A 17,775-nucleotide genomic window follows, 5' to 3' on the forward strand; every position below is an offset into this window, starting at 1 on the left:
GGCGAGGCTCTAATGGCGAGGGGCGGGTTTACCGTGTTTCACGCGTAGCGGTTCGAGTAGGTCGGACAGACCGTTGTGGTCGATTTCCTGCATCAATGCCAGTAAGCCACCCAGCTCGCCATGGGGGAAACCTTCGCGGGCGAACCAGTTGAGGTAGGGCCCCGGCAGGTCGGCAATGATCCGTCCCTTGTATTTGCCAAAAGGCATTTCGCGGGTGATCAGCAGTTCGAGTTTTTCCGGGTTCATGAGCATCAAGCGATTGAGGGCAGAGCCTGAAAAATACAGGTATTTTGCATGAAGGCCAAATGACAGATCATGCAAATAACGTCCATACAGATGGTTCAATATTTCGTAACTAACTGAAAATTAAAAAGAATTTTTTATTGAAAAACTTGGCACGGGCGCTGCAATACCTCATGCAAGCTTTAAACAAGCTTCTTTAAACCTGCCCAAGGAATTGAAAAATGACTGACATCAATAAAGAATCGATCTCCGTACTCAATGACCTGATCGAAACCAGCATCGACGGTCAAAAAGGTTTCAAGGAGTGCGCTGAAGACATCAAGCACCCAGAACTCAAGGCCCTGTTCGCCAAGCGTTCCGTCGATTGCGGTACAGCCGCTGAAGAACTGAAAACCGCCGTACGTGCGCTGGGCGGCGATCCGGAAAACTCCGGCAGCGTAGCCGGTGCACTGCACCGTGGTTGGGTCGACGTGAAGTCGATGGTGACCGGTAAAGATGAGGAAGCGGTCCTCAATGAAGCCGAGCGCGGTGAAGACCATGCCCTCAAGGCTTACCGGGAAGCGATCGAGAAGATCAACAAGCACAACCTGCTGGGTATTCGTGATCTGGTTGAGCGTCAGTACCACGGCGTACAGCGCAACCACGACCAGGTAAAAGCCCTGCGTAACCAGGCTCGCGCCCAGTCGTAAGTGCTGCTGGGGGCTTGCTCCCCCAATAAAAGAGGGTCAGTCACTTTATCGGGTGACTGACCCTTTTTTATTGGGAGCAAGCCTGTGTAAGGGCGGGCTTGTCAGCCGATGCTGATCGGCGGCAGCGCTGTCAGGGTCACGACCTGTTGCTTGCGCGGTGCAAGAATTTCCGCCTCGCCGTCCACTACCAACTCATCGTTCTGGTTGAACACGCGGGTGGCGATACGTACACGAAATTTCGGCAGTTTCTCGAGGATTTCCAGGCGCACGGTCAGGGTATCGCCGATTTTCACCGGTTTCTGGAAGCTCATCTGCTGGCCGATATAGATGGTGCCCGGCCCAGGCAACTCACAGGCCACCGCCGCGCTGATCAGGGCGCCGCTGAACATGCCGTGGGCAATGCGCTCCTTGAACATGGTGGCCTTGGCGTACTCGGCATCCAGGTGCACCGGGTTGTGATCGCCGGACATCGCGGCGAACAACTGGATATCCCGCTCTTCGACGGTCTTGCTGTAGCTGGCGGTCTGGCCGACTTCGAGGGCTTCGTACGGGGTGTTGGTAACCTGGGTCATCTAGGGGTGCATCCTGTGGCTAATCGGTAAATTAATTGGCTGATTTTAAACGACTTATCAAGAAGTTACTCGCAGCGGGTCGGCCGGCGTAAAGTCAGCGCCTGTTCGAGCCACGTCAGCACATCCGCAGTGACTTCATCGCGGTTGGTTTCATTGAATACTTCGTGACGCGCCTGCGGGTAGATATTCAATTGCAGGTGCTGGCAGCCGGCCTCACGCAGGGCATGGGCCAGGCTTTTGAGACGCTTGCCCTCGCTCACCGGATCACATTCGCCACCTATTACCAGAATCGGCAGGCCCGGATCGATCTGGGCGAGATTGGACGCTTTGCTGATTTGCTGCAAGCCGCCCAGCAGGTCGACCCACAATTGGTTGGTGCAACGGAAACCGCACAGCGGGTCGTTGACGTACTTGTCCACTTCATCCGGATCACGGCTGAGCCAGTCAAACGCCGTACGGTTGGGCTTGAATGCCTTGTTGAATGAGCCGAACGATAAAAAGTCGATCAGTGCGCTGCGCCCGCGCAAACCCTGGCGCGCGCGCTCGATGCGTGCGATCACCCTGGCGGCACGGTACAACGCCACGGGCTGGAAATTCGACCCGCTGAGAATCGCCCCATCCAGGCTGGCGCTGTGGTGCAACAGGTAGGCCTGGGCGATATAGCTGCCCATGCTGTGACCCAGCAGAATGATCGGCAGCCCCGGCTCTTGAAGGGCGATGTGCTGGTTGAGGCTGGCCAGATCGCCGACGACTTTGTTCCAGCCGTCATGCTCGGCGTACAACCCCAGGGTGCCTTCATCCGCCGTACGGCCATGGCCGCGCTGGTCCGGCGCATACACCCCGTAACCGGCTGCGCACAGGGCCTGGGCCAGGCGTGCGTAGCGACCACTGTGCTCGGCCATGCCATGGGACAGCATGATGATGGCCCGGGCAGGGCCGTCCGGCAGCCATTGATTGACGTACAGGCGGCTGTGGTCATTCGCGGTCAGCCAGAAGGTGCTGTGGTTCATGGCGCTTCCTTTGCTCGGGGTCGATGCAATGTATAGCTCATTCGCCGAGGGCCGGACATCTGCCTACGCCTCAGAGACAAGATTCATACAATCAATGAAACGGTTTGGCGTATTTGCCTGGTTGGCCATAGCTGCTAACGTCCCCAAAGCTCCGCTTTTTATAGCAGCCTGCTTTTTCATCACTGCAGTGATCGCTACAGCGGCCGGACATACTCAGGTAAGGGGACAAGAATAATGCAACCTGATTTCTGGAATGACAAACGCGCGGCGGGCGTTCCCACTGGCATCGACCTCACCAGCTACAAGTCGGTGATCGAAGTCTTCGAGCGTTCCTGCAAGGCCTTTGCCGACCGTCCGGCGTTCAGCAACATGGGCATTACCCTGACCTACGCCGAGCTTGAGCGCCAGAGCGCGGCGTTCGCCGGTTACCTGCAGCAGCATACCGACCTCAAGCCGGGCGAGCGCATCGCGGTGCAGATGCCCAACGTGCTGCATTACCCCATCGCTGTGTTCGGTGCATTGCGCGCCGGGCTGATCGTGGTCAACACCAACCCGTTGTACACCCCACGCGAGATGCGCCACCAGTTCAAGGATGCCGGCGTGCGTGCGCTGGTCTACCTCAACCTGTTCGGCTCGCGCGTGCAGGAGGTGTGCAGCGACACCGAGATCGATTACCTGATTGAAGCCAAAATGGGCGACTTCATGTCCGCCGCCAAAGGCTGGCTGGTCAATACCGTGGTCGATAAGGTCAAGAAGATGGTCCCGGCCTACAACCTGCCTCGGGCCGTGTCCTTCAAGCGCGCTTTGCGCATGGGCGCGGGCCTGGGCGTGACGCGCCACCCGGTGAGCCTGGATGATATCGCGGTGCTGCAATACACCGGCGGCACCACCGGCCTGGCCAAGGGCGCGATGCTCACCCACGGCAACCTGGTGGCGAACATGCAACAGGTGCGGGCCTGCATGTCCCAGGTCACCGATGACGGGCAGCCGCTGGTGAAGGAAGGGCAGGAAGTGATGATCGCGCCGCTGCCGCTCTACCATATCTATGCCTTCACGGCGAACTGCATGTGCATGATGGTGACCGGCAACCACAACGTGTTGATCACCAACCCGCGGGATATCGGCGGCTTCATCAAAGAATTGAAGAAATGGCGATTCTCCTGCCTGCTGGGGCTCAACACGCTGTTTGTCGCGTTGATGGACCACCCGGATTTCAAGACCCTGGACTTCTCCCACCTGAAGATCACCAACTCCGGCGGCACCGCCCTGGTCAAGGCCACGGCCGAGCGCTGGAAGGCGCTCACCGGGTGCTCCATCGGCGAAGGTTACGGCCTGACCGAAACCTCACCCGTGGCGAGCACCAACCCTTACGGCAGCCTTTCGCGGCTGGGCACCGTGGGGATCCCGGTGCCGGGCACCGCCATGAAGGTCATAGACGATGACGGCCATGAGTTGCCATTGGGCGAGCGGGGCGAGTTGTGCATCAAGGGCCCGCAGGTCATGAAAGGCTACTGGCAACAGCCGGTAGCTACCGCCGAGACCCTGGACGCCGAGGGCTGGCTCAAGACCGGCGACATTGCGGTGATCGACACCGATGGTTTCGTCAGCATTGTCGACCGCAAGAAAGACCTGATTATCGTCTCGGGTTTCAACGTCTACCCCAACGAGATCGAAGACGTGGTAATGGCGCACCCTGCGGTGGCCAACTGTGCGGTGATCGGCGTGCCGGATGAGCGTACCGGGGAGGCCGTGAAACTGTTCGTGGTGGCACGTGCCCAGGGGGTTAGCCTTGAAGAGCTGAAGGCGTACTGCAAGGACAACTTCACGGGGTACAAGGTGCCCAAGCACATCGTGCTGCGCGACTCGTTGCCGATGACGCCGGTGGGCAAGATCTTGCGGCGCGAGCTTCGCGATATCGCCTGATTTGACATGAGCTCTATGTGGGAGGGGGCTTGCTCCCGATAGCGGTGTATCAGTCACCCGATGTATCGACTGGGACACCGCTATCGGGAGCAAGCCCTCTCCCACATTGTTTTTTTGCCCTGAAAAGCCTATTCCAGAGCGTTTCTCTGGTACGTGCGGTCAATGTTTTAAGTGTGACCAAATATTGTAGGACAGTCGTGTTTATGACTGTAGGGCTCTCTTTTGGCTCTAGGCGGCCCTTGGCAAAGCTGCTACTCTCGGCGCGCTTTGTGACTTCTCGGCCTGCTTGAAAGCGCCAGACTCACCTAAAAAAACATACACCAATAATAATCGCATCAAATGCGATGATGAATTCGCGTCGCTGAGGAGTGGGCTTCCATGAACGAAGACTTTTGGAAGGATAAGTACCCCGCCGGGATTGCTGCACAAATCAATCCAGACGAGTATCAGAATATTCAGGCGGTACTGAAACAGTCCTGCCAGCGCTTCGCCAACAAACCGGCTTTCAGCAACCTGGGCAAGACGATCACCTACGGTGAACTGTACGAATTGTCCGGCGCCTTTGCCGCCTACCTGCAACAGCACACCGACTTGAAGCCTGGCGACCGAATCGCCGTGCAACTGCCCAACGTCCTGCAATACCCGGTCGCGGTATTCGGCGCCATCCGCGCCGGCCTGATCGTGGTCAACACCAACCCGCTGTACACCGCACGGGAAATGGAACACCAATTCAATGATTCCGGGGCCAAGGCCCTGGTCTGCCTGGCCAACATGGCGCACCTGGCGGAAAAGGTCGTACCCAAGACCTCCGTCAAGCACGTGATCGTCACTGAAGTCGCTGACCTGTTGTCGCCGTTCAAGCGCCTGCTGATCAACAGCGTCATCAAGTACGTGAAGAAAATGGTCCCGGCCTATCACTTGCCCAAGGCGATCAAGTTCAACGATGTGCTGGCCAAGGGGCAGGGGCAACCGGTCAACGACGTCAGCCCGGCCAGTGGCGATGTGGCCGTTCTGCAGTACACCGGCGGCACCACCGGCGTGGCCAAGGGCGCGATGCTGACCCATCGTAACCTGGTCGCCAACATGCTGCAGTGCAAGGCGCTGATGGGCTCCAACCTCAACGAGGGTTGCGAGATCCTGATCACGCCGCTGCCGCTGTACCACATCTACGCGTTCACCTTTCATTGCATGGCGATGATGTTGATCGGCAACCACAACATCCTGATCAGCAACCCACGCGACCTGCCAGCGATGGTCAAGGAACTGTCGAAGTGGAAGTTCAGCGGTTTTGTCGGGCTGAATACCCTGTTCGTGGCGCTGTGCAATAACGAAGGCTTCCGCAAGCTGGACTTCTCTGCACTCAAAGTCACCCTGTCGGGCGGCATGGCCTTGCAGCTCGCCGCCGCCGAACGTTGGAAGGCCGTCACCGGCTGCAACATCTGCGAAGGCTATGGCATGACCGAAACCAGCCCGGTGGCCACGGTCAACCCGAGCCAGAGCATTCAGATCGGGACCATCGGTATTCCGGTACCGTCGACGGTATGCAAAGTCATCGCCGACGACGGCGCCGAGTTGCCGCTGGGCGAAACCGGCGAGCTGTGCATCAAAGGCCCGCAGGTGATGAAGGGGTACTGGCAGCGCGAAGACGCCACCGCCGAGATCCTCGACAGCGAAGGCTGGCTGAAGACCGGTGACATCGCGATCATCCAGCCGGACGGCTACATGCGCATTGTGGACCGCAAGAAGGACATGATTCTGGTCTCCGGTTTCAACGTCTACCCCAATGAACTGGAAGACGTGCTGGCAGCCTTGCCGGGCGTGCTGCAATGCGCGGCCATCGGCGTGCCGGACGAGAAGTCCGGGGAACACATCAAGATCTTCATCGTGGTCAAGCCAGGGGCCACCCTGACCAAGGACCAGGTGATGGAGCATATGCGCGCCAACGTCACCGGCTACAAGGTGCCCAAGGCCGTCGAGTTCCGCGATGCGTTGCCGACCACCAACGTGGGCAAGATCCTGCGCCGTGAATTGCGCGACGAAGAGCTGAAGAAGCTCGGCTTGAAGAAGTAAGGTGGAAGGGGGCTTGCTCCCGATAGCGGTGGCTCAGTACCTGATGTGCTGACTTACACACTGCTATCGGGAGCAAGCCCCACGCATTTTAATCCGGTGTCTACAGGGCGAACTGCGCGAAACTCAACCCCGCACCCGCCGGGCGTACGTCCTTGAGGAACGAATCCTTGTCGGCGCTCAGCTCAAGGGTGATCTCCGGCTTGCGCTTGCCGGCGTTGCGCACCACCAGCCCTTCGAGATTTTCGCGCAGGAATACCGTCGGCACCTTCAGGTGCAGCAACTGGTCGCTCTCGGCGTTGTGCATCAGCAGGTGTATCCACTCGTACTGGCCCACGGCAATGCGGCCTACCGGCAGGTCGAACCACCAGATATTGCGCTTGCGGTCCAGATCGGTGAAATGGCAATTGTTGACGCCGAGTACGGCACCGCCCAGTTCGGTGTTCCGGCGGGCGATGGCCTGTGCTTTATTGAGTTTCATAACCTTCCTACGGGATCTGTTATTCAGCGTTATAGCCTGAATGTGCCGGGCATTCTCAGGGGTTGGCCGCAAAACATAAAGCCAAACCTGCCGCTTTCGATGAAATGCGCACTGAAAAAATAATTGAAACTCTGCCGTACCGCTTCGGGTCCATCTTCTTGCAATGCCCAAAACACCTGATTGTTCTTCGGAGAGATACCATGAGCAGTACATCGGACAAGGCAAAAGGTTTGAAAGACGAGCTCGTCGGCAACATCAAGCAAGGCGTCGGCAAGGTCACTGGCAACGACAAACTGCGCGCCGAAGGCGTCGTGCAGGAAAAGAAAGGCCAGGTCGAAAAGGCAATCGGTGATACCAAGGATGCGGTGAAAAAAGCGACCAAGTAGTGCGCAATCGCTGGCTGGATTTACGCAGCCCGACGGCCATCCACGGATGGCCGTTTTTGTGTCATGTGCTGCGGTTAAAGTTTCGAAATTGTTTCAAGGTCGCCAAATGGGCTACCTTGATGTAGAAAACGGCCCCTGAGTCGCCCACGAACTCAACCTTTTGCGGCGAAAGGAGACGCTATGATTTTTCCGGTACTGAACGGTCTCAAGCTCCACAAAGTGCTGGTGCGCACCGTCACGGAATTCGTCGATGACGAAATGCCCACCTACGCCTCGGCACTGGCCTACCAGATGCTGTTTTCGTTGTTCCCCTTCCTGCTGTTCCTGATCGCCCTGATCGGTTTCCTGCACCTGCCGGACTTTTTCAGTTGGCTGCGCCTGCAGTCGGAACTGGTGTTGCCGCCGCAGGCGCTGGAGCAGGTCAACCCGGTGATCGACCAGTTGCAGCAATCCAAGGGTGGCTTGCTCTCGGTGGGTATCGTGATCGCCTTGTGGACCGCCTCCGCCGGTGTGCGCCTGATGATGAGCGCGATGAACGCCGCCTACGATGTCGTCGAAGGCCGGCCGATCTGGAAGCGTTTTCCCCTGTCGGTTTTCTACACCATCGGTATCGCCGGCATGCTCCTCGCCGCTGCCGCGTTGATGGTACTGGGCCCGCAAGTGATGGAATGGCTCGCCGGGCAGATCGGCATGGAAGAGTTCGTGGTCACCCTGTGGACCATCCTGCGTTGGCCGGTGATCGTGATCCTGCTGATGTTCGCCGTGGCCCTCATGTACTACGTGATGCCCGATGTACAGCAGAAATTCCGCTTCATCACACCGGGCTCGGTGCTGGCCGTGGTGGTCTGGATCGTCGCTTCCCTGGGCTTCGGCTATTACGTGAAAACCTTCGCCGACTACAACGCCATGTACGGCAGTATCGGTGCGATTATCGTGCTGCTCCTGTACTTCTACATTTCTGCCGCCGTGCTGTTGCTGGGGGCGGAGATGAATGCGGTGATCGAGCACATGTCGGCCGAAGGCAAGGACCCTGGCGAAAAGCAGTTCGACGAACCCGCCGGCACGGATGAAAAACGCCACGTCTCAGGCCTGGGCCGGGACCATTCCAAACCCACTACCGACGAAGTCTGATCGATGATCCGTGAAATCCTGAAAATGGGCGACGAGCGCCTGCTGCGTATCGCGCCACCGGTGCCACCGGAAATGTTCGACAGCCCCGAGCTGTGGCAACTGATCGACGACATGTTCCAGACCATGGAACACGTCGGCGGTGTCGGCCTTGCCGCGCCGCAGATTGGCGTCGACCTGCAACTGGTGATCTTTGGTTTCGAGGCCAGTGAACGCTACCCGGACGCGCCGCCGGTACCGCAGACCATCCTGATCAACCCGTTGATCACGCCGCTCAGCCCGGTGCTGGAAGAGGGTTATGAGGGCTGCCTGTCGGTGCCAGGGTTGCGGGGCGCGGTGAACCGTTACCAACAGATTCGCTACGAGGGTTTCGACCCCAAGGGCGAGCCGATTGTGCGGTTTGCCGATGGGTTCCACGCGCGGGTGGTGCAGCACGAATGCGACCACCTGATCGGCCGTTTGTACCCGTCGCGGATTACCGATTTCAGCAAATTCGGCTTTATCGAGGTGATGTTTCCCGATATGGACCCCGCCGCCGACGACTGACGGCCTGACGCAAGACCCGGCACGCACGGATCACGCATTACCCACGATCCAAGCCCATCGCGATCATCGGCTTGTTGCGCTTGTAGCGCACCAACCGTTCGCTGAGGGATTGCGGCAGCAGTGTGTCCTGGGTGAAGCCCATGCGTTGGTACAGGCCTTCCAGGTCCGGATGACACAGCAACCACACGGTGCCTTCGCACGCTGCCACCGCTTCGAGAATCAGTGTGGCGGCCAACCCCTGCCCACGGTACGCCGGGTCTACGAACACGCCGGTCAGCCAGTGCCCGCCGACCACCGGCGTCAGGCATAAACCGGCAACGATTTCGCTGTCCCGCGCCACCCATAGACGCCCGCCCTTGAGCGCCTTCATCGACGAATCGTGGCTGCGATAAAACTTGTTCAGCAGCGGCCACATAGGTTCTGCGAGCAATTGGATAAGCATGTTCAAACCAGTGAGAGGGCGAGGGCGGCGATTGTAGCGCTTGATGCGTTTGCTTCTAAGCTCAGCACCCAATGATCTGCAAGATTTTTGCGGCTCATTGCACAGAGCAGGAAACACCTGCTCCGAGCTGCCTATGGCCCATTACCTTGATCCGACCCAACGCCGGGAAATCGAAGCCCTGGCCAGCACCTTCACCCTCAGAACCGAATGGCCGACCTGGCTGTTGTTGATCGGCGTGTACGCTGGATGGTTCGCTGTGATGTTCGGCAGCCACTGGCTGGGCCGGTGGTTGAGTACGCTGCTGCTGATTCCGCTCGTGACGCTGTGGCTATCGGTGCAACATGAACTGCTTCATGGCCACCCCACCCGATCGCCGTTGTTCAATAAAATTCTCGGCTATGCGCCGTTCGCCGTGTGGTATCCCTATACGCTGTATCGCGACAGCCATCTGCTGCACCACAACGATGAAGACCTGACCTTGCCCGGCATCGACCCGGAAAGCCGCTACCTCACCCAGCGGCAATGGGACAACAGTGTGCTATTGGAACGTGGCGTGCATTGGCTGACCAAGACCGTGCTCGGCCGCTTTCTGCTGGCGGCGCCCTTGGCGATTGGCCGGCTGGCCCGTCACGAGTTCCAACGCCTGCCCCAGGTCTGGCCCATGTGGCTGGCCCACGGCGGCGTTACCGTGCTGATGCTGAGTTTTATCGCCCACTACAGCGCGCTGTCGGTGTGGCACTACCTGTTACTGGTCAGTGTGCCGGCCTTGTCCCTGGCATCGATCCGTTCCTACTATGAACACCGCCCGCATCCGCAACCGGAGCAGCGCACCGTCCTAAACGAAGCGTCCTGGCCGTGGACCTGGCTGTTCCTCAACAACAACCTGCACCTGGTGCATCACGACTTGCCGAAACTGCCCTGGTACTTGCTGCCCACGGTCTACCGTGCGCGGCGTGATCAATGGGTGGCCCGCAGCGGTGGTTTCCTGGTGCAAGGCTACGGTGAGTTGATCAGCCGCCATGGCCTCAAGGCCATCGATAGCCCCCGGCACCCTTTTGCGTGAGAGATGACGATGAGTGAGCACTATGCCGAGCTGCGGATGTATGTCGCGCCCGAGGCGATCCAGCAGGCCAATGACCAGTGGCTGACGCGCATTTTCGAGCACCTGGCGCTGCGTCGTGTCAACGCCGACCACCTTGACTTGCCTGGCGTATGGCTCGCGCCCCAGTTGCTGATGGCGCAAACCTGCGGCTATCCGTTGATGACCCAACTGCGTGGCCAGGTCCGAGTGATCGGCCGCCCCCGCTATGAGCTGCCCCACAGCAGTGGCGGCGAACATTGCAGCCTGCTACTGACCCGCGATGATAACCCTCGCCACACCCTGGCGGATTTCTACAACAGCCGTGGCGTGATCAACGGCCATGACTCCAACAGCGGCATGAACCTGCTGCGTGAGCGCCTGGCACCGTTGCAACGCGATGGGCGTTTCTTCGCCACTGTCGACATCAGTGGTGCCCACCGCGAGAGCCTGCGCTGGCTACTGGAAGACCGCGCCGACCTTGCCGCCATCGACAGTGTCACCTACGACTACCTGGCTCGATTCTCACCGCAGGAAGTGGCAGGGCTACGTATCGTCGCGCACAGCGCGCCGAGCCCGACCCTGCCGTATATCGGCGCGCGGGGCTTGCAGGATGCACAGGTCACGGCAATACGCCTGGCGATGAATCAGGCGCTGGAAGATTTGCCGCAGGTCGCTGAAATCCTGGGCGTGCAGGAAGTGCTTGCGGCCAGCGAGGACGACTACAGGGTGCTGCTGGACTACCAGCGACAGGCCATTGCCAATGGCTATGCGGACCTAAAATAAAGTTATATAAAAATACTTTTTAAGTATTATTAAAGAATAAGCAGCCTTGCTAGGATCGTTTCACCGGAACACCGGACATAACGTGCAACCTACTCAGATGGAGCCACTATGTCCGGCGCCGACACTTCTCACAGCGATTACGTGGGCGGGTTATTCCGCAGTCATTACGCCTGGCTGTGCGGCCGCTTGCACCGTCACCTCGATTCCCGCGCACATGCCGAAGACATCGCCGCCGATACTTTTGTCCAGCTCCTGAGTGCGCCGGGTGTGGTACCCATCCGCCAGCCTCGCGCCTTGCTCACCACCATTGCCCAGCGCCTGGTGTATCAGTTGTGGCGCCGCCGTGATCTGGAGCGTGCCTACCTCAGTGCACTCGATAACGACGAAGCTTCAACTGCACCGTCTGCACAAGAGCTGGCGCAAATGCTTGAGGCGCTGCAAGCCATTGACCAGTTGCTCGACGGCTTGCCGGCCAAGGTCAAGGCGACCTTCCTGCTGTCCCAGCTCAATGGCCTGACCTACCCGGAAATCGCCGCCGAGCTGGGGATTTCCCAGCGCTCGGTCAGCGACTACATGACCCGTGCCTTCAACCGTTGCCTGCGGCTGTGCCTGGAATGAACGACGAACTGATCGACAGCGCCGCACGCTGGCACGTGCTGCTGCGTTCCGGCCAGGCTACGGCGGGCGACTGGCAGCGCTACGCACAATGGCGTGCCGCCGACCCGCGCCACGACGCGCTGTGCCGACAGTTGGAAGCACGCCTTGGCGTATTCCAGGTGCCCCTGGCGCAGGGGGTGAGTGGCCAGGTGTTGCAGCAGGCGTTGGAGGCACCGTCCAGCCGTCGCCAGGTGTTGCAGGTTGCGCTGGCAGGCGCCGGTGTCGCGCTCGGCGCTGGGTGGTTGGCAAAGCCGCTGGGCTTGCCGTTGACGGAACTCACGGCGGATATCCGCACCGGCACCGGCGAGCGCCGCACGGTGACGCTGGAGGATGGCAGCGAGTTATTGCTCAATGCGCAAAGTACGGCGGATATCCAGTTCGACCCGCAACGGCGGCTTGTGCGCCTGCGCGAAGGCGAGTTACTGGCCAAGGTCGCCAGCGACCGCATTCGGCCCTTTCTGATCTACACCGACCAGGCGCGTCTGCGCGCCCACGGCAACCGCTTTGTGCTGCGCGAGCGCGAAGGGCAGGGCCAAGTCGTCGCCCTGAACGGTGCGGTACAAATCGACGGCCAGAACGGTGAGCGCCTGCAACTCGCTGCCGGCCATGAGGTGCGCTACGACCGCGCAGGCTTCGGACCGGTGCAGGCCAGTTCCACCGGAGCCACCGCCTGGGTCGATGGCTTCCTGCAAGTGCGTGACCGCCCGCTGGCCGACGTCATCGACGCACTGCGCCCCTATCACAACGGCGTGCTGCGCCTGGATCCCGCCGTGGCGGGTCTACGTGTCAGTGGCCTGTACCGTCTGGACAACCCCCAGCAAATACTCGACACCCTGGCGCAGACCTTGCCGATCCATATCACCCGCCGCACCGGTTTGTGGGTGACCGTCAGTGCTGCGTGATGGCGCCTATGTGGGAGGGGGCTTGCTCCCGATTGCGGAGTGTCAGCCAATGCACTTGGCACTGATACACCGTTATCGGGAGCAAGCCCCCTCCCACAGGGGGTGCAGTGTGGGTTCTAAAGACATAACCAAACGATCTGCAAGGTTTCCCCACGCCGTTGCACATCACTGGCGTAAGCGCTGCGGGGAGCAGCGTTCTCGCGTTTCCTTGGGGGGAGCCAAAGTGAGTCAGTTCAACCGTGTGCCGCTTAGAACCTTTGCCCTGGTGCCATTGGCCAGTCTGTTTTTCTCGTTTACCGCCAGCGCCGAAGAGGCGCGTCAGGTCTACCACATCGCACCTGGCCCGCTGGATGAAGTGCTGCTCAACATCAGCCGCCAAAGCGGCCAGGTGATCTCGTTCACGCCGCAACTGGGCAACTATTCTTCGGCCCGCGTGGACGGTTCGCTGTCGGCGCAACAGGCGGTGGACGCCGCGCTCAAGGGCACCGGCCTGCAAGTCCAGGTCAGCCCGGACGGTGCGTTCATCATCAAGGAAGGCGCGAGCAAAAACGCCACCAGCAATGCCAAGGCGCAAACCACTGCAGCGCAGGCGCCGACCCTGGACCGCGTGGTCGCCATCGGCACCCGCCGCAGTGACGCCACCGCACTCACCAGCGCGGCCCCGGTGGACGTGATCAACGCCGAAGAACTCAAGCAGACCGGCGCCATCAGCCTCAACCAGGCACTCTTTCAACTGCTGCCGTCGTTCAACTTCCCGCAGAACCAGAGCGCCACCCGTGGGCAGAACCCCAAGGGTGCGTCCCTGCGCGGCCTGGCGCCGGACCAGACGTTGGTGCTGATCAACGGCAAGCGCCGGCATGCCTCGGCTGTGGTGAACATCTCCGGTGGCGTGCCGTTCATTGGTGCGCAGCCGGTGGACTTGGACATGATCCCTATCAGCAGCATCGACCATGTCGAAGTGCTGCGTGATGGCGCCTCGGCTCAATATGGTTCGGATGCGGTGGCCGGCGTGATCAACATCGTGCTCAAGGAACGTGACAGCGGGGGCCAGGTGAACACCCAGCTGGGCAAATATGCGCAGGGCGACGGTTTCAGCAAAAGCACGGACGGCTGGTACGGCCTGGGCTTGCCGGGGGACGGTTTCCTGACCTTGAGTTTCAACACCCTGAACAACAAACCCACCGACATTGGCGATCAGTATGTCGCCAACGGCCAGGTGCAAGACCCCCGCTGGGGCGGCGCCGGGCGCGATAAATTCAACCTGGCGGCCAACGCCGAGATTGGCCTGAACGACCAGTGGCGCCTCTACAGCTTCGCCACTTTCGGCCAGGACAAGTCGGTAAACAACACGCCGCCATTGCTGGCCAATAACCCGAACAACGTGCCGGGCATCTACCCCAACGGCACCATTCCCAAGTACCGCTATCGCTACGAAGACGGCGCAGTCACCGTCGGTACCCGCTTTGAGGACGAGACCCTGGGTCGCTTCGATCTCAGTGCCACCTACGGTCGCGACAAACACGATGAATTGGCCTTCAACACCGTCAACCCCAGCTATGGTCTGAACAGCCCGACCAAATTCGACGTGGCCACGCTGGTCAATGACCAGACCAATATCGGCCTGGATTACGCCAAGGATCTGGACGTCAATTGGTCGAGCCATCCTCTGACAGTCTCGGCAGGTATTGCCTACCGTCATGAGCAATATCGTCTGGAGGAGGGCGACTATGAGTCCTACTCGTTTGGCGGCATCAACGGCGTGCAGGTGGGGGCGGTACAAGCCTCTGGCCTGACACCGGACGACGCCGGCACCTACAAACGTGATGTGGGCGGCGTGTATTTCGGTCTTGAGCATCAGCTCACCGACAAATTCCAGGTAGGCATCGCCGGGCGTACCGAGCACTACTCGGACTTCGGCTCGGCCACCACCGGCAAGCTTTCGGCGCGTTATGACTTCACCCCGCAAGTAGGCTTGCGCGCCACGGTGAACAACTCGTTCCGCGCACCGACCCTGGGCCAGATCGGCACCTCGTGGACCACCACCACCAATGTCGACATCAACGGCAACCCGGTCCTCACGCGCATGCTGCCCGCCGACAACCCGGCCGCCCGTGCCCTGGGCGCCGAGCCGCTCAAGCCCGAAAAGTCCACCAACTACTCCTTGGGCTTGGTGCTGCGTCCGATCGAACAAGCCTCGCTGACCATCGACGCCTATCAGATCTCGATTCGTGACCGTCTGCTCTACAGCGGGGGGATTTCCGGCCCACGGGCCGAGCAGATTCTGCAACAGGCAGGCTTTGGCCAATACACCTGGGCGCAGTTCATGACCAACGCGGCCAACACGCGCACGCGCGGTGTGGACATCGTCGGCAAGTACAACCTGGACCTGGCGCAATACGGCGCGCTGAGCCTGTCGGCCGGTTACACCCAGTCACGCACCACGATCGAGAAGGTCCACGAGAACCCCAACGGTTTCGACATTCTCACCCGTGAAGCCCGTGGTTTCCTGGAGCACGGCTACCCGCAAGACAAGTGGGTGTTGGGCGCGACTCACCGTATCGGCGCGTGGACCATCGCCCTCAGCGAAACCCGCTACGGCGAGTACCGCAAATACGCCGCCAGCGAAGCCAACGCTCAATACGACCAGACCTTCGCTGCGCAATGGAATACCGACCTGGACGTGAACTACGCCTTCACCAAGCAACTGCGTGTGTCTGTCGGCGCCAACAACCTGTTCGACAGCAAACCCGATGACTTCAACACCCGCCTGCGCCAGACCCCTGGCCAGCAATACAGCTACCTGTCGCCGTCGGCGCCGGAAGGGGCGTTCTACTACACGCGGCTCAGTTATGACTTTTAACCGATCCCCAATCCCACACTGGGTTCTCTGTGTTCTGAAAAATGATTCACCACGAGGTTGTGCATGAAAAGACTTAAAACGCTGCTCGGTGGTTCGCTGCTGGCTCTGGCCGTTTTATCGCAGCCGGCCATGGCCGCCGAGGCCGTCAAACCCATTCACTTCGGTGACATCACCTGGGAAAGCGGCAGCCTGATCACCGAGGTGCTGCGCCTGATCGTCGAGAAAGGCTACGGCTTGCCCACCGACACCTTGCCGGGCAGCACCGTCAGCCTGGAAGCCGCCCTGGCCAAGGATGATATCCAGGTGATCGGCGAGGAGTGGGCCGGGCGCAGCCCGGCGTGGGTCAAGGCAGAAAGCGAAGGCAAAGTATTCGGCCTCGGCGACACCGTAAAAGGCGCCACCGAAGGCTGGTGGGTACCGGAGTTCGTGATCAAGGGCGATGCCGAGCGGGGCATCAAACCCCTGGCGCCGGACCTGAAATCGGTGGCCGACCTGCCGCGTTACAAGGACGTGTTCCGCGACCCCGAAGACCCAAGCCGTGGGCGATTCCTCAACAGCCCCACCGGCTGGACCTCGGAGATCGTCAACAGCCAGAAGCTCAAGGCCTACAAGCTCACCGACAGCTTCGTCAACTTCCGCACCGGCTCCGGTGCGGCGCTGGATGCCGAAGTCGCGTCATCGATCCGTCGTGGTAAGCCGGTGTTGTTCTATTACTGGTCGCCCACGCCGCTGCTGGGCCGTTTCAAGCTGGTCAAGCTGGAAGAGCCGCCCTTCAACGCCGAGGCCTGGAAAACCCTGTCCGACGCGAAAAACCCCAACCCCATCGGCACCCGCTCGATGCCGGCTCGCCTGGCAATCGGCGTTTCGGCACCGTTCAAGGCGCAGTACCCGCAATTGGTCAGCGTGTTTGAAAAGGTCGACCTGCCGATTGACCTGCTCAACGGTGTACTCGGCGAAATGAGCGAGAAACGCACACCGCCACGCCAAGTGGCTGAGGCATTCCTCAAGGACTATCCGCAGGTCTGGCAGCCATGGGTTCCGGCGGATGTGGCGACCAAAATCAAGGAGGCACTCTAATGCTTAAAGTCTTCACGGCGGTGGTTCTTTCCCTGCTGGCCGGCCAGGTGTCGGCGGCCGATCCCGCCACCTTGCGCATCGGTTACCAGAAAAGCTCGGTGAGCATGGTGCTGGCCCGCGAACACAAACTCTTCGAAGAGGCGCTGCCCGGCACCCAGGTGCAGTGGATTGAATTCCTCGGCGGCCCTCCCTTGATCGAAGCGCTGAACGGCGGCAGCCTGGACATCGGAAACATTGGCGACATCCCGCCGATCTTCGCCCAGGCGGCCGGTATCGACTTGCAGTACTTTGCCGTGGAGCCCAACGAAGGCAAGACCGAAGCGGTGCTGGTGCCCAAAGCCAGCAGCGTGCAGAGCGTGGCGCAGCTCAAGGGCAAGCGTGTGGCGCTGCTCAAAGGCTCCAGCGCCCACAACCTGTTCCTCAAAAGCCTGCTGCGTGCGGGTTTGCAATGGAAGGATGTGAATGTGGTGTACCTGTCGCCATCGGACGGGCGTGCTGCGTTCGAGCAGGGCAAGGTCGACGCGTGGGTGGTGTGGGACCCGTACTATTCCGCTGCGGTAATCGACGGCAGCGCCCGCGTGCTGGGTGACGGTCAGGGCCTCAATCCTGCTGGCAGTTTCTTCGTGGTCAGTAGCCCGTTTGCCAGGCAGTACCCGCAGTCCATCGGGGCGATCATCAAGACGCTGGCCAAGGCGCAGCGCCTGTCCCTCGACCAACCCGAGCAGAGCATCGCGTTGATGGCCAAGACCTTGGGCCTGCAACCGGCGGTGGTCAAAAGCTACTTCGAACACCGCTCGTCCGCGCCGATTCGTCCGCTGCAAGCCGTCGACATTGGCAACCAGCAACGCACTGCCGATCTGTTCCTTGCCAACGGCCTGATCCCGAAGAAGGTCGATGTGCAGCAAGCCGTGTTCAAGGCGCCCTGATC

The 17,775-nt window shown here is 60.2% G+C and carries 18 protein-coding genes; 13 read left to right on the forward strand and 5 right to left on the reverse strand.

Annotated features, from left to right (window positions below):
* Positions 1-9: 9 nt before the first annotated feature.
* Complete coding sequence (locus JBE38_RS17150) at positions 10-246, reverse strand: DUF3820 family protein (RefSeq protein WP_060754121.1); 237 nt, start codon at positions 244-246, stop codon at positions 10-12.
* A gap of 218 nt (positions 247-464) precedes the next feature.
* On the opposite strand from JBE38_RS17150, the gene JBE38_RS17155 reads away from it, so the two are divergent.
* A complete protein-coding gene (locus JBE38_RS17155; RefSeq protein ID WP_060754120.1) occupies positions 465-932 on the forward strand; it encodes a ferritin-like domain-containing protein in 468 nt (155 codons plus the stop codon).
* Positions 933-1,033: 101 nt separating this feature from the next.
* Here the strand turns inward: JBE38_RS17155 and JBE38_RS17160 are convergent, their stop codons facing one another.
* Positions 1,034-1,504 carry a MaoC family dehydratase gene (locus JBE38_RS17160; protein WP_060754119.1) on the reverse strand — a complete coding sequence of 157 codons (471 nt, stop codon included), beginning with the start codon at positions 1,502-1,504 and terminating at the stop codon, positions 1,034-1,036.
* A gap of 65 nt (positions 1,505-1,569) precedes the next feature.
* Positions 1,570-2,514, reverse strand: coding sequence for an alpha/beta hydrolase (locus JBE38_RS17165; protein ID WP_205344722.1), 945 nt, complete (start codon positions 2,512-2,514; stop codon positions 1,570-1,572).
* A 234-nt stretch (positions 2,515-2,748) separates the two neighbouring features.
* Here JBE38_RS17165 and fadD2 point away from each other — a divergent pair, with 234 nt between their 5' ends.
* Together fadD2 and fadD1 are read left to right on the forward strand one after the other, a co-directional pair.
* A complete protein-coding gene (gene fadD2 / locus JBE38_RS17170) occupies positions 2,749-4,437 on the forward strand; it encodes a long-chain-fatty-acid--CoA ligase (protein ID WP_205344723.1) in 1,689 nt (562 codons plus the stop codon).
* A gap of 378 nt (positions 4,438-4,815) precedes the next feature.
* Entirely contained in the window at positions 4,816-6,507 is a 1,692-nt protein-coding gene (gene fadD1 / locus JBE38_RS17175; protein WP_090368953.1) for a long-chain-fatty-acid--CoA ligase FadD1, read from the forward strand.
* A gap of 100 nt (positions 6,508-6,607) precedes the next feature.
* Here fadD1 and JBE38_RS17180 read toward each other — a convergent pair whose 3' ends face one another.
* On the reverse strand, positions 6,608-6,985 hold the full coding sequence (locus tag JBE38_RS17180) for a hypothetical protein (RefSeq protein WP_161549354.1): 378 nt from the start codon (positions 6,983-6,985) through the stop codon (positions 6,608-6,610).
* A 200-nt stretch (positions 6,986-7,185) separates the two neighbouring features.
* Here JBE38_RS17180 and JBE38_RS17185 point away from each other — a divergent pair, with 200 nt between their 5' ends.
* From JBE38_RS17185 to def, 3 genes are all read left to right on the forward strand, one after another.
* Positions 7,186-7,371, forward strand: a complete 186-nt coding sequence (locus tag JBE38_RS17185) for a CsbD family protein (RefSeq protein ID WP_090368958.1) — start codon at positions 7,186-7,188, stop codon at positions 7,369-7,371.
* A gap of 180 nt (positions 7,372-7,551) precedes the next feature.
* Positions 7,552-8,502, forward strand: a complete 951-nt coding sequence (locus JBE38_RS17190; RefSeq protein WP_060754106.1) for a YihY/virulence factor BrkB family protein — start codon at positions 7,552-7,554, stop codon at positions 8,500-8,502.
* Positions 8,503-8,505: 3 nt separating this feature from the next.
* Complete coding sequence (gene def / locus JBE38_RS17195; RefSeq protein ID WP_060754105.1) at positions 8,506-9,045, forward strand: peptide deformylase; 540 nt, start codon at positions 8,506-8,508, stop codon at positions 9,043-9,045.
* A 37-nt stretch (positions 9,046-9,082) separates the two neighbouring features.
* Here the strand turns inward: def and JBE38_RS17200 are convergent, their stop codons facing one another.
* Positions 9,083-9,487 carry a GNAT family N-acetyltransferase gene (locus tag JBE38_RS17200; RefSeq protein ID WP_205344724.1) on the reverse strand — a complete coding sequence of 135 codons (405 nt, stop codon included), beginning with the start codon at positions 9,485-9,487 and terminating at the stop codon, positions 9,083-9,085.
* Positions 9,488-9,620: 133 nt separating this feature from the next.
* Here JBE38_RS17200 and JBE38_RS17205 point away from each other — a divergent pair, with 133 nt between their 5' ends.
* The 7 genes from JBE38_RS17205 to JBE38_RS17235 all read left to right on the forward strand — a co-directional run bounded on the left by JBE38_RS17205 (position 9,621) and on the right by JBE38_RS17235 (position 17,773).
* Positions 9,621-10,550 carry a fatty acid desaturase gene (locus JBE38_RS17205; RefSeq protein ID WP_205344725.1) on the forward strand — a complete coding sequence of 310 codons (930 nt, stop codon included), beginning with the start codon at positions 9,621-9,623 and terminating at the stop codon, positions 10,548-10,550.
* A 9-nt stretch (positions 10,551-10,559) separates the two neighbouring features.
* Positions 10,560-11,351, forward strand: a complete 792-nt coding sequence (locus tag JBE38_RS17210; protein WP_205344726.1) for a phosphate/phosphite/phosphonate ABC transporter substrate-binding protein — start codon at positions 10,560-10,562, stop codon at positions 11,349-11,351.
* A gap of 108 nt (positions 11,352-11,459) precedes the next feature.
* Complete coding sequence (locus JBE38_RS17215; RefSeq protein ID WP_060754101.1) at positions 11,460-11,969, forward strand: sigma-70 family RNA polymerase sigma factor; 510 nt, start codon at positions 11,460-11,462, stop codon at positions 11,967-11,969.
* Positions 11,966-12,910 (forward strand): FecR domain-containing protein, encoded by a 945-nt coding sequence (locus JBE38_RS17220; protein WP_205344727.1) that lies wholly within the window; start codon positions 11,966-11,968, stop codon positions 12,908-12,910. The genes JBE38_RS17215 and JBE38_RS17220 overlap by 4 nt, the downstream gene beginning before the upstream one ends.
* A gap of 223 nt (positions 12,911-13,133) precedes the next feature.
* A complete protein-coding gene (locus JBE38_RS17225; protein ID WP_104994645.1) occupies positions 13,134-15,770 on the forward strand; it encodes a TonB-dependent receptor in 2,637 nt (878 codons plus the stop codon).
* A gap of 63 nt (positions 15,771-15,833) precedes the next feature.
* Positions 15,834-16,847: an ABC transporter substrate-binding protein gene (locus JBE38_RS17230; RefSeq protein WP_205344728.1), complete on the forward strand. Its 1,014-nt coding sequence runs from the start codon at positions 15,834-15,836 to the stop codon at positions 16,845-16,847.
* Positions 16,847-17,773 carry an aliphatic sulfonate ABC transporter substrate-binding protein gene (locus JBE38_RS17235; protein WP_060754097.1) on the forward strand — a complete coding sequence of 309 codons (927 nt, stop codon included), beginning with the start codon at positions 16,847-16,849 and terminating at the stop codon, positions 17,771-17,773. Before JBE38_RS17230 ends, JBE38_RS17235 begins: the two co-directional genes overlap by 1 nt.
* Positions 17,774-17,775 lie beyond the last annotated feature (2 nt).

It is taken from the genome of Pseudomonas sp. ICBG1301 (genome assembly GCF_016918385.1).
In the GTDB taxonomy this organism is placed as follows: domain Bacteria; phylum Pseudomonadota; class Gammaproteobacteria; order Pseudomonadales; family Pseudomonadaceae; genus Aquipseudomonas; species Aquipseudomonas palleroniana.

Excerpts from the sequence above, each read along its gene's own strand:
- JBE38_RS17235 (WP_060754097.1), top strand. The coding sequence starts at position 16,847 with ATGCTTAAAGTCTTCACGGCGGTGGTTCTTTCCCTGCTGGCCGGCCAG.
- JBE38_RS17150 (WP_060754121.1), bottom strand. The coding sequence starts at position 246 with ATGAACCCGGAAAAACTCGAACTGCTGATCACCCGCGAAATGCCTTTT.
- def (WP_060754105.1), top strand. The coding sequence starts at position 8,506 with ATGATCCGTGAAATCCTGAAAATGGGCGACGAGCGCCTGCTGCGTATC.
- JBE38_RS17210 (WP_205344726.1), top strand. The coding sequence starts at position 10,560 with ATGAGTGAGCACTATGCCGAGCTGCGGATGTATGTCGCGCCCGAGGCG.
- JBE38_RS17200 (WP_205344724.1), bottom strand. The coding sequence starts at position 9,487 with ATGCTTATCCAATTGCTCGCAGAACCTATGTGGCCGCTGCTGAACAAG.
- JBE38_RS17155 (WP_060754120.1), top strand. The coding sequence starts at position 465 with ATGACTGACATCAATAAAGAATCGATCTCCGTACTCAATGACCTGATC.
- JBE38_RS17220 (WP_205344727.1), top strand. The coding sequence starts at position 11,966 with ATGAACGACGAACTGATCGACAGCGCCGCACGCTGGCACGTGCTGCTG.
- JBE38_RS17190 (WP_060754106.1), top strand. The coding sequence starts at position 7,552 with ATGATTTTTCCGGTACTGAACGGTCTCAAGCTCCACAAAGTGCTGGTG.
- JBE38_RS17230 (WP_205344728.1), top strand. The coding sequence starts at position 15,834 with ATGAAAAGACTTAAAACGCTGCTCGGTGGTTCGCTGCTGGCTCTGGCC.
- JBE38_RS17185 (WP_090368958.1), top strand. The coding sequence starts at position 7,186 with ATGAGCAGTACATCGGACAAGGCAAAAGGTTTGAAAGACGAGCTCGTC.
- fadD1 (WP_090368953.1), top strand. The coding sequence starts at position 4,816 with ATGAACGAAGACTTTTGGAAGGATAAGTACCCCGCCGGGATTGCTGCA.
- JBE38_RS17160 (WP_060754119.1), bottom strand. The coding sequence starts at position 1,504 with ATGACCCAGGTTACCAACACCCCGTACGAAGCCCTCGAAGTCGGCCAG.
- JBE38_RS17165 (WP_205344722.1), bottom strand. The coding sequence starts at position 2,514 with ATGAACCACAGCACCTTCTGGCTGACCGCGAATGACCACAGCCGCCTG.
- fadD2 (WP_205344723.1), top strand. The coding sequence starts at position 2,749 with ATGCAACCTGATTTCTGGAATGACAAACGCGCGGCGGGCGTTCCCACT.
- JBE38_RS17180 (WP_161549354.1), bottom strand. The coding sequence starts at position 6,985 with ATGAAACTCAATAAAGCACAGGCCATCGCCCGCCGGAACACCGAACTG.
- JBE38_RS17205 (WP_205344725.1), top strand. The coding sequence starts at position 9,621 with ATGGCCCATTACCTTGATCCGACCCAACGCCGGGAAATCGAAGCCCTG.
- JBE38_RS17215 (WP_060754101.1), top strand. The coding sequence starts at position 11,460 with ATGTCCGGCGCCGACACTTCTCACAGCGATTACGTGGGCGGGTTATTC.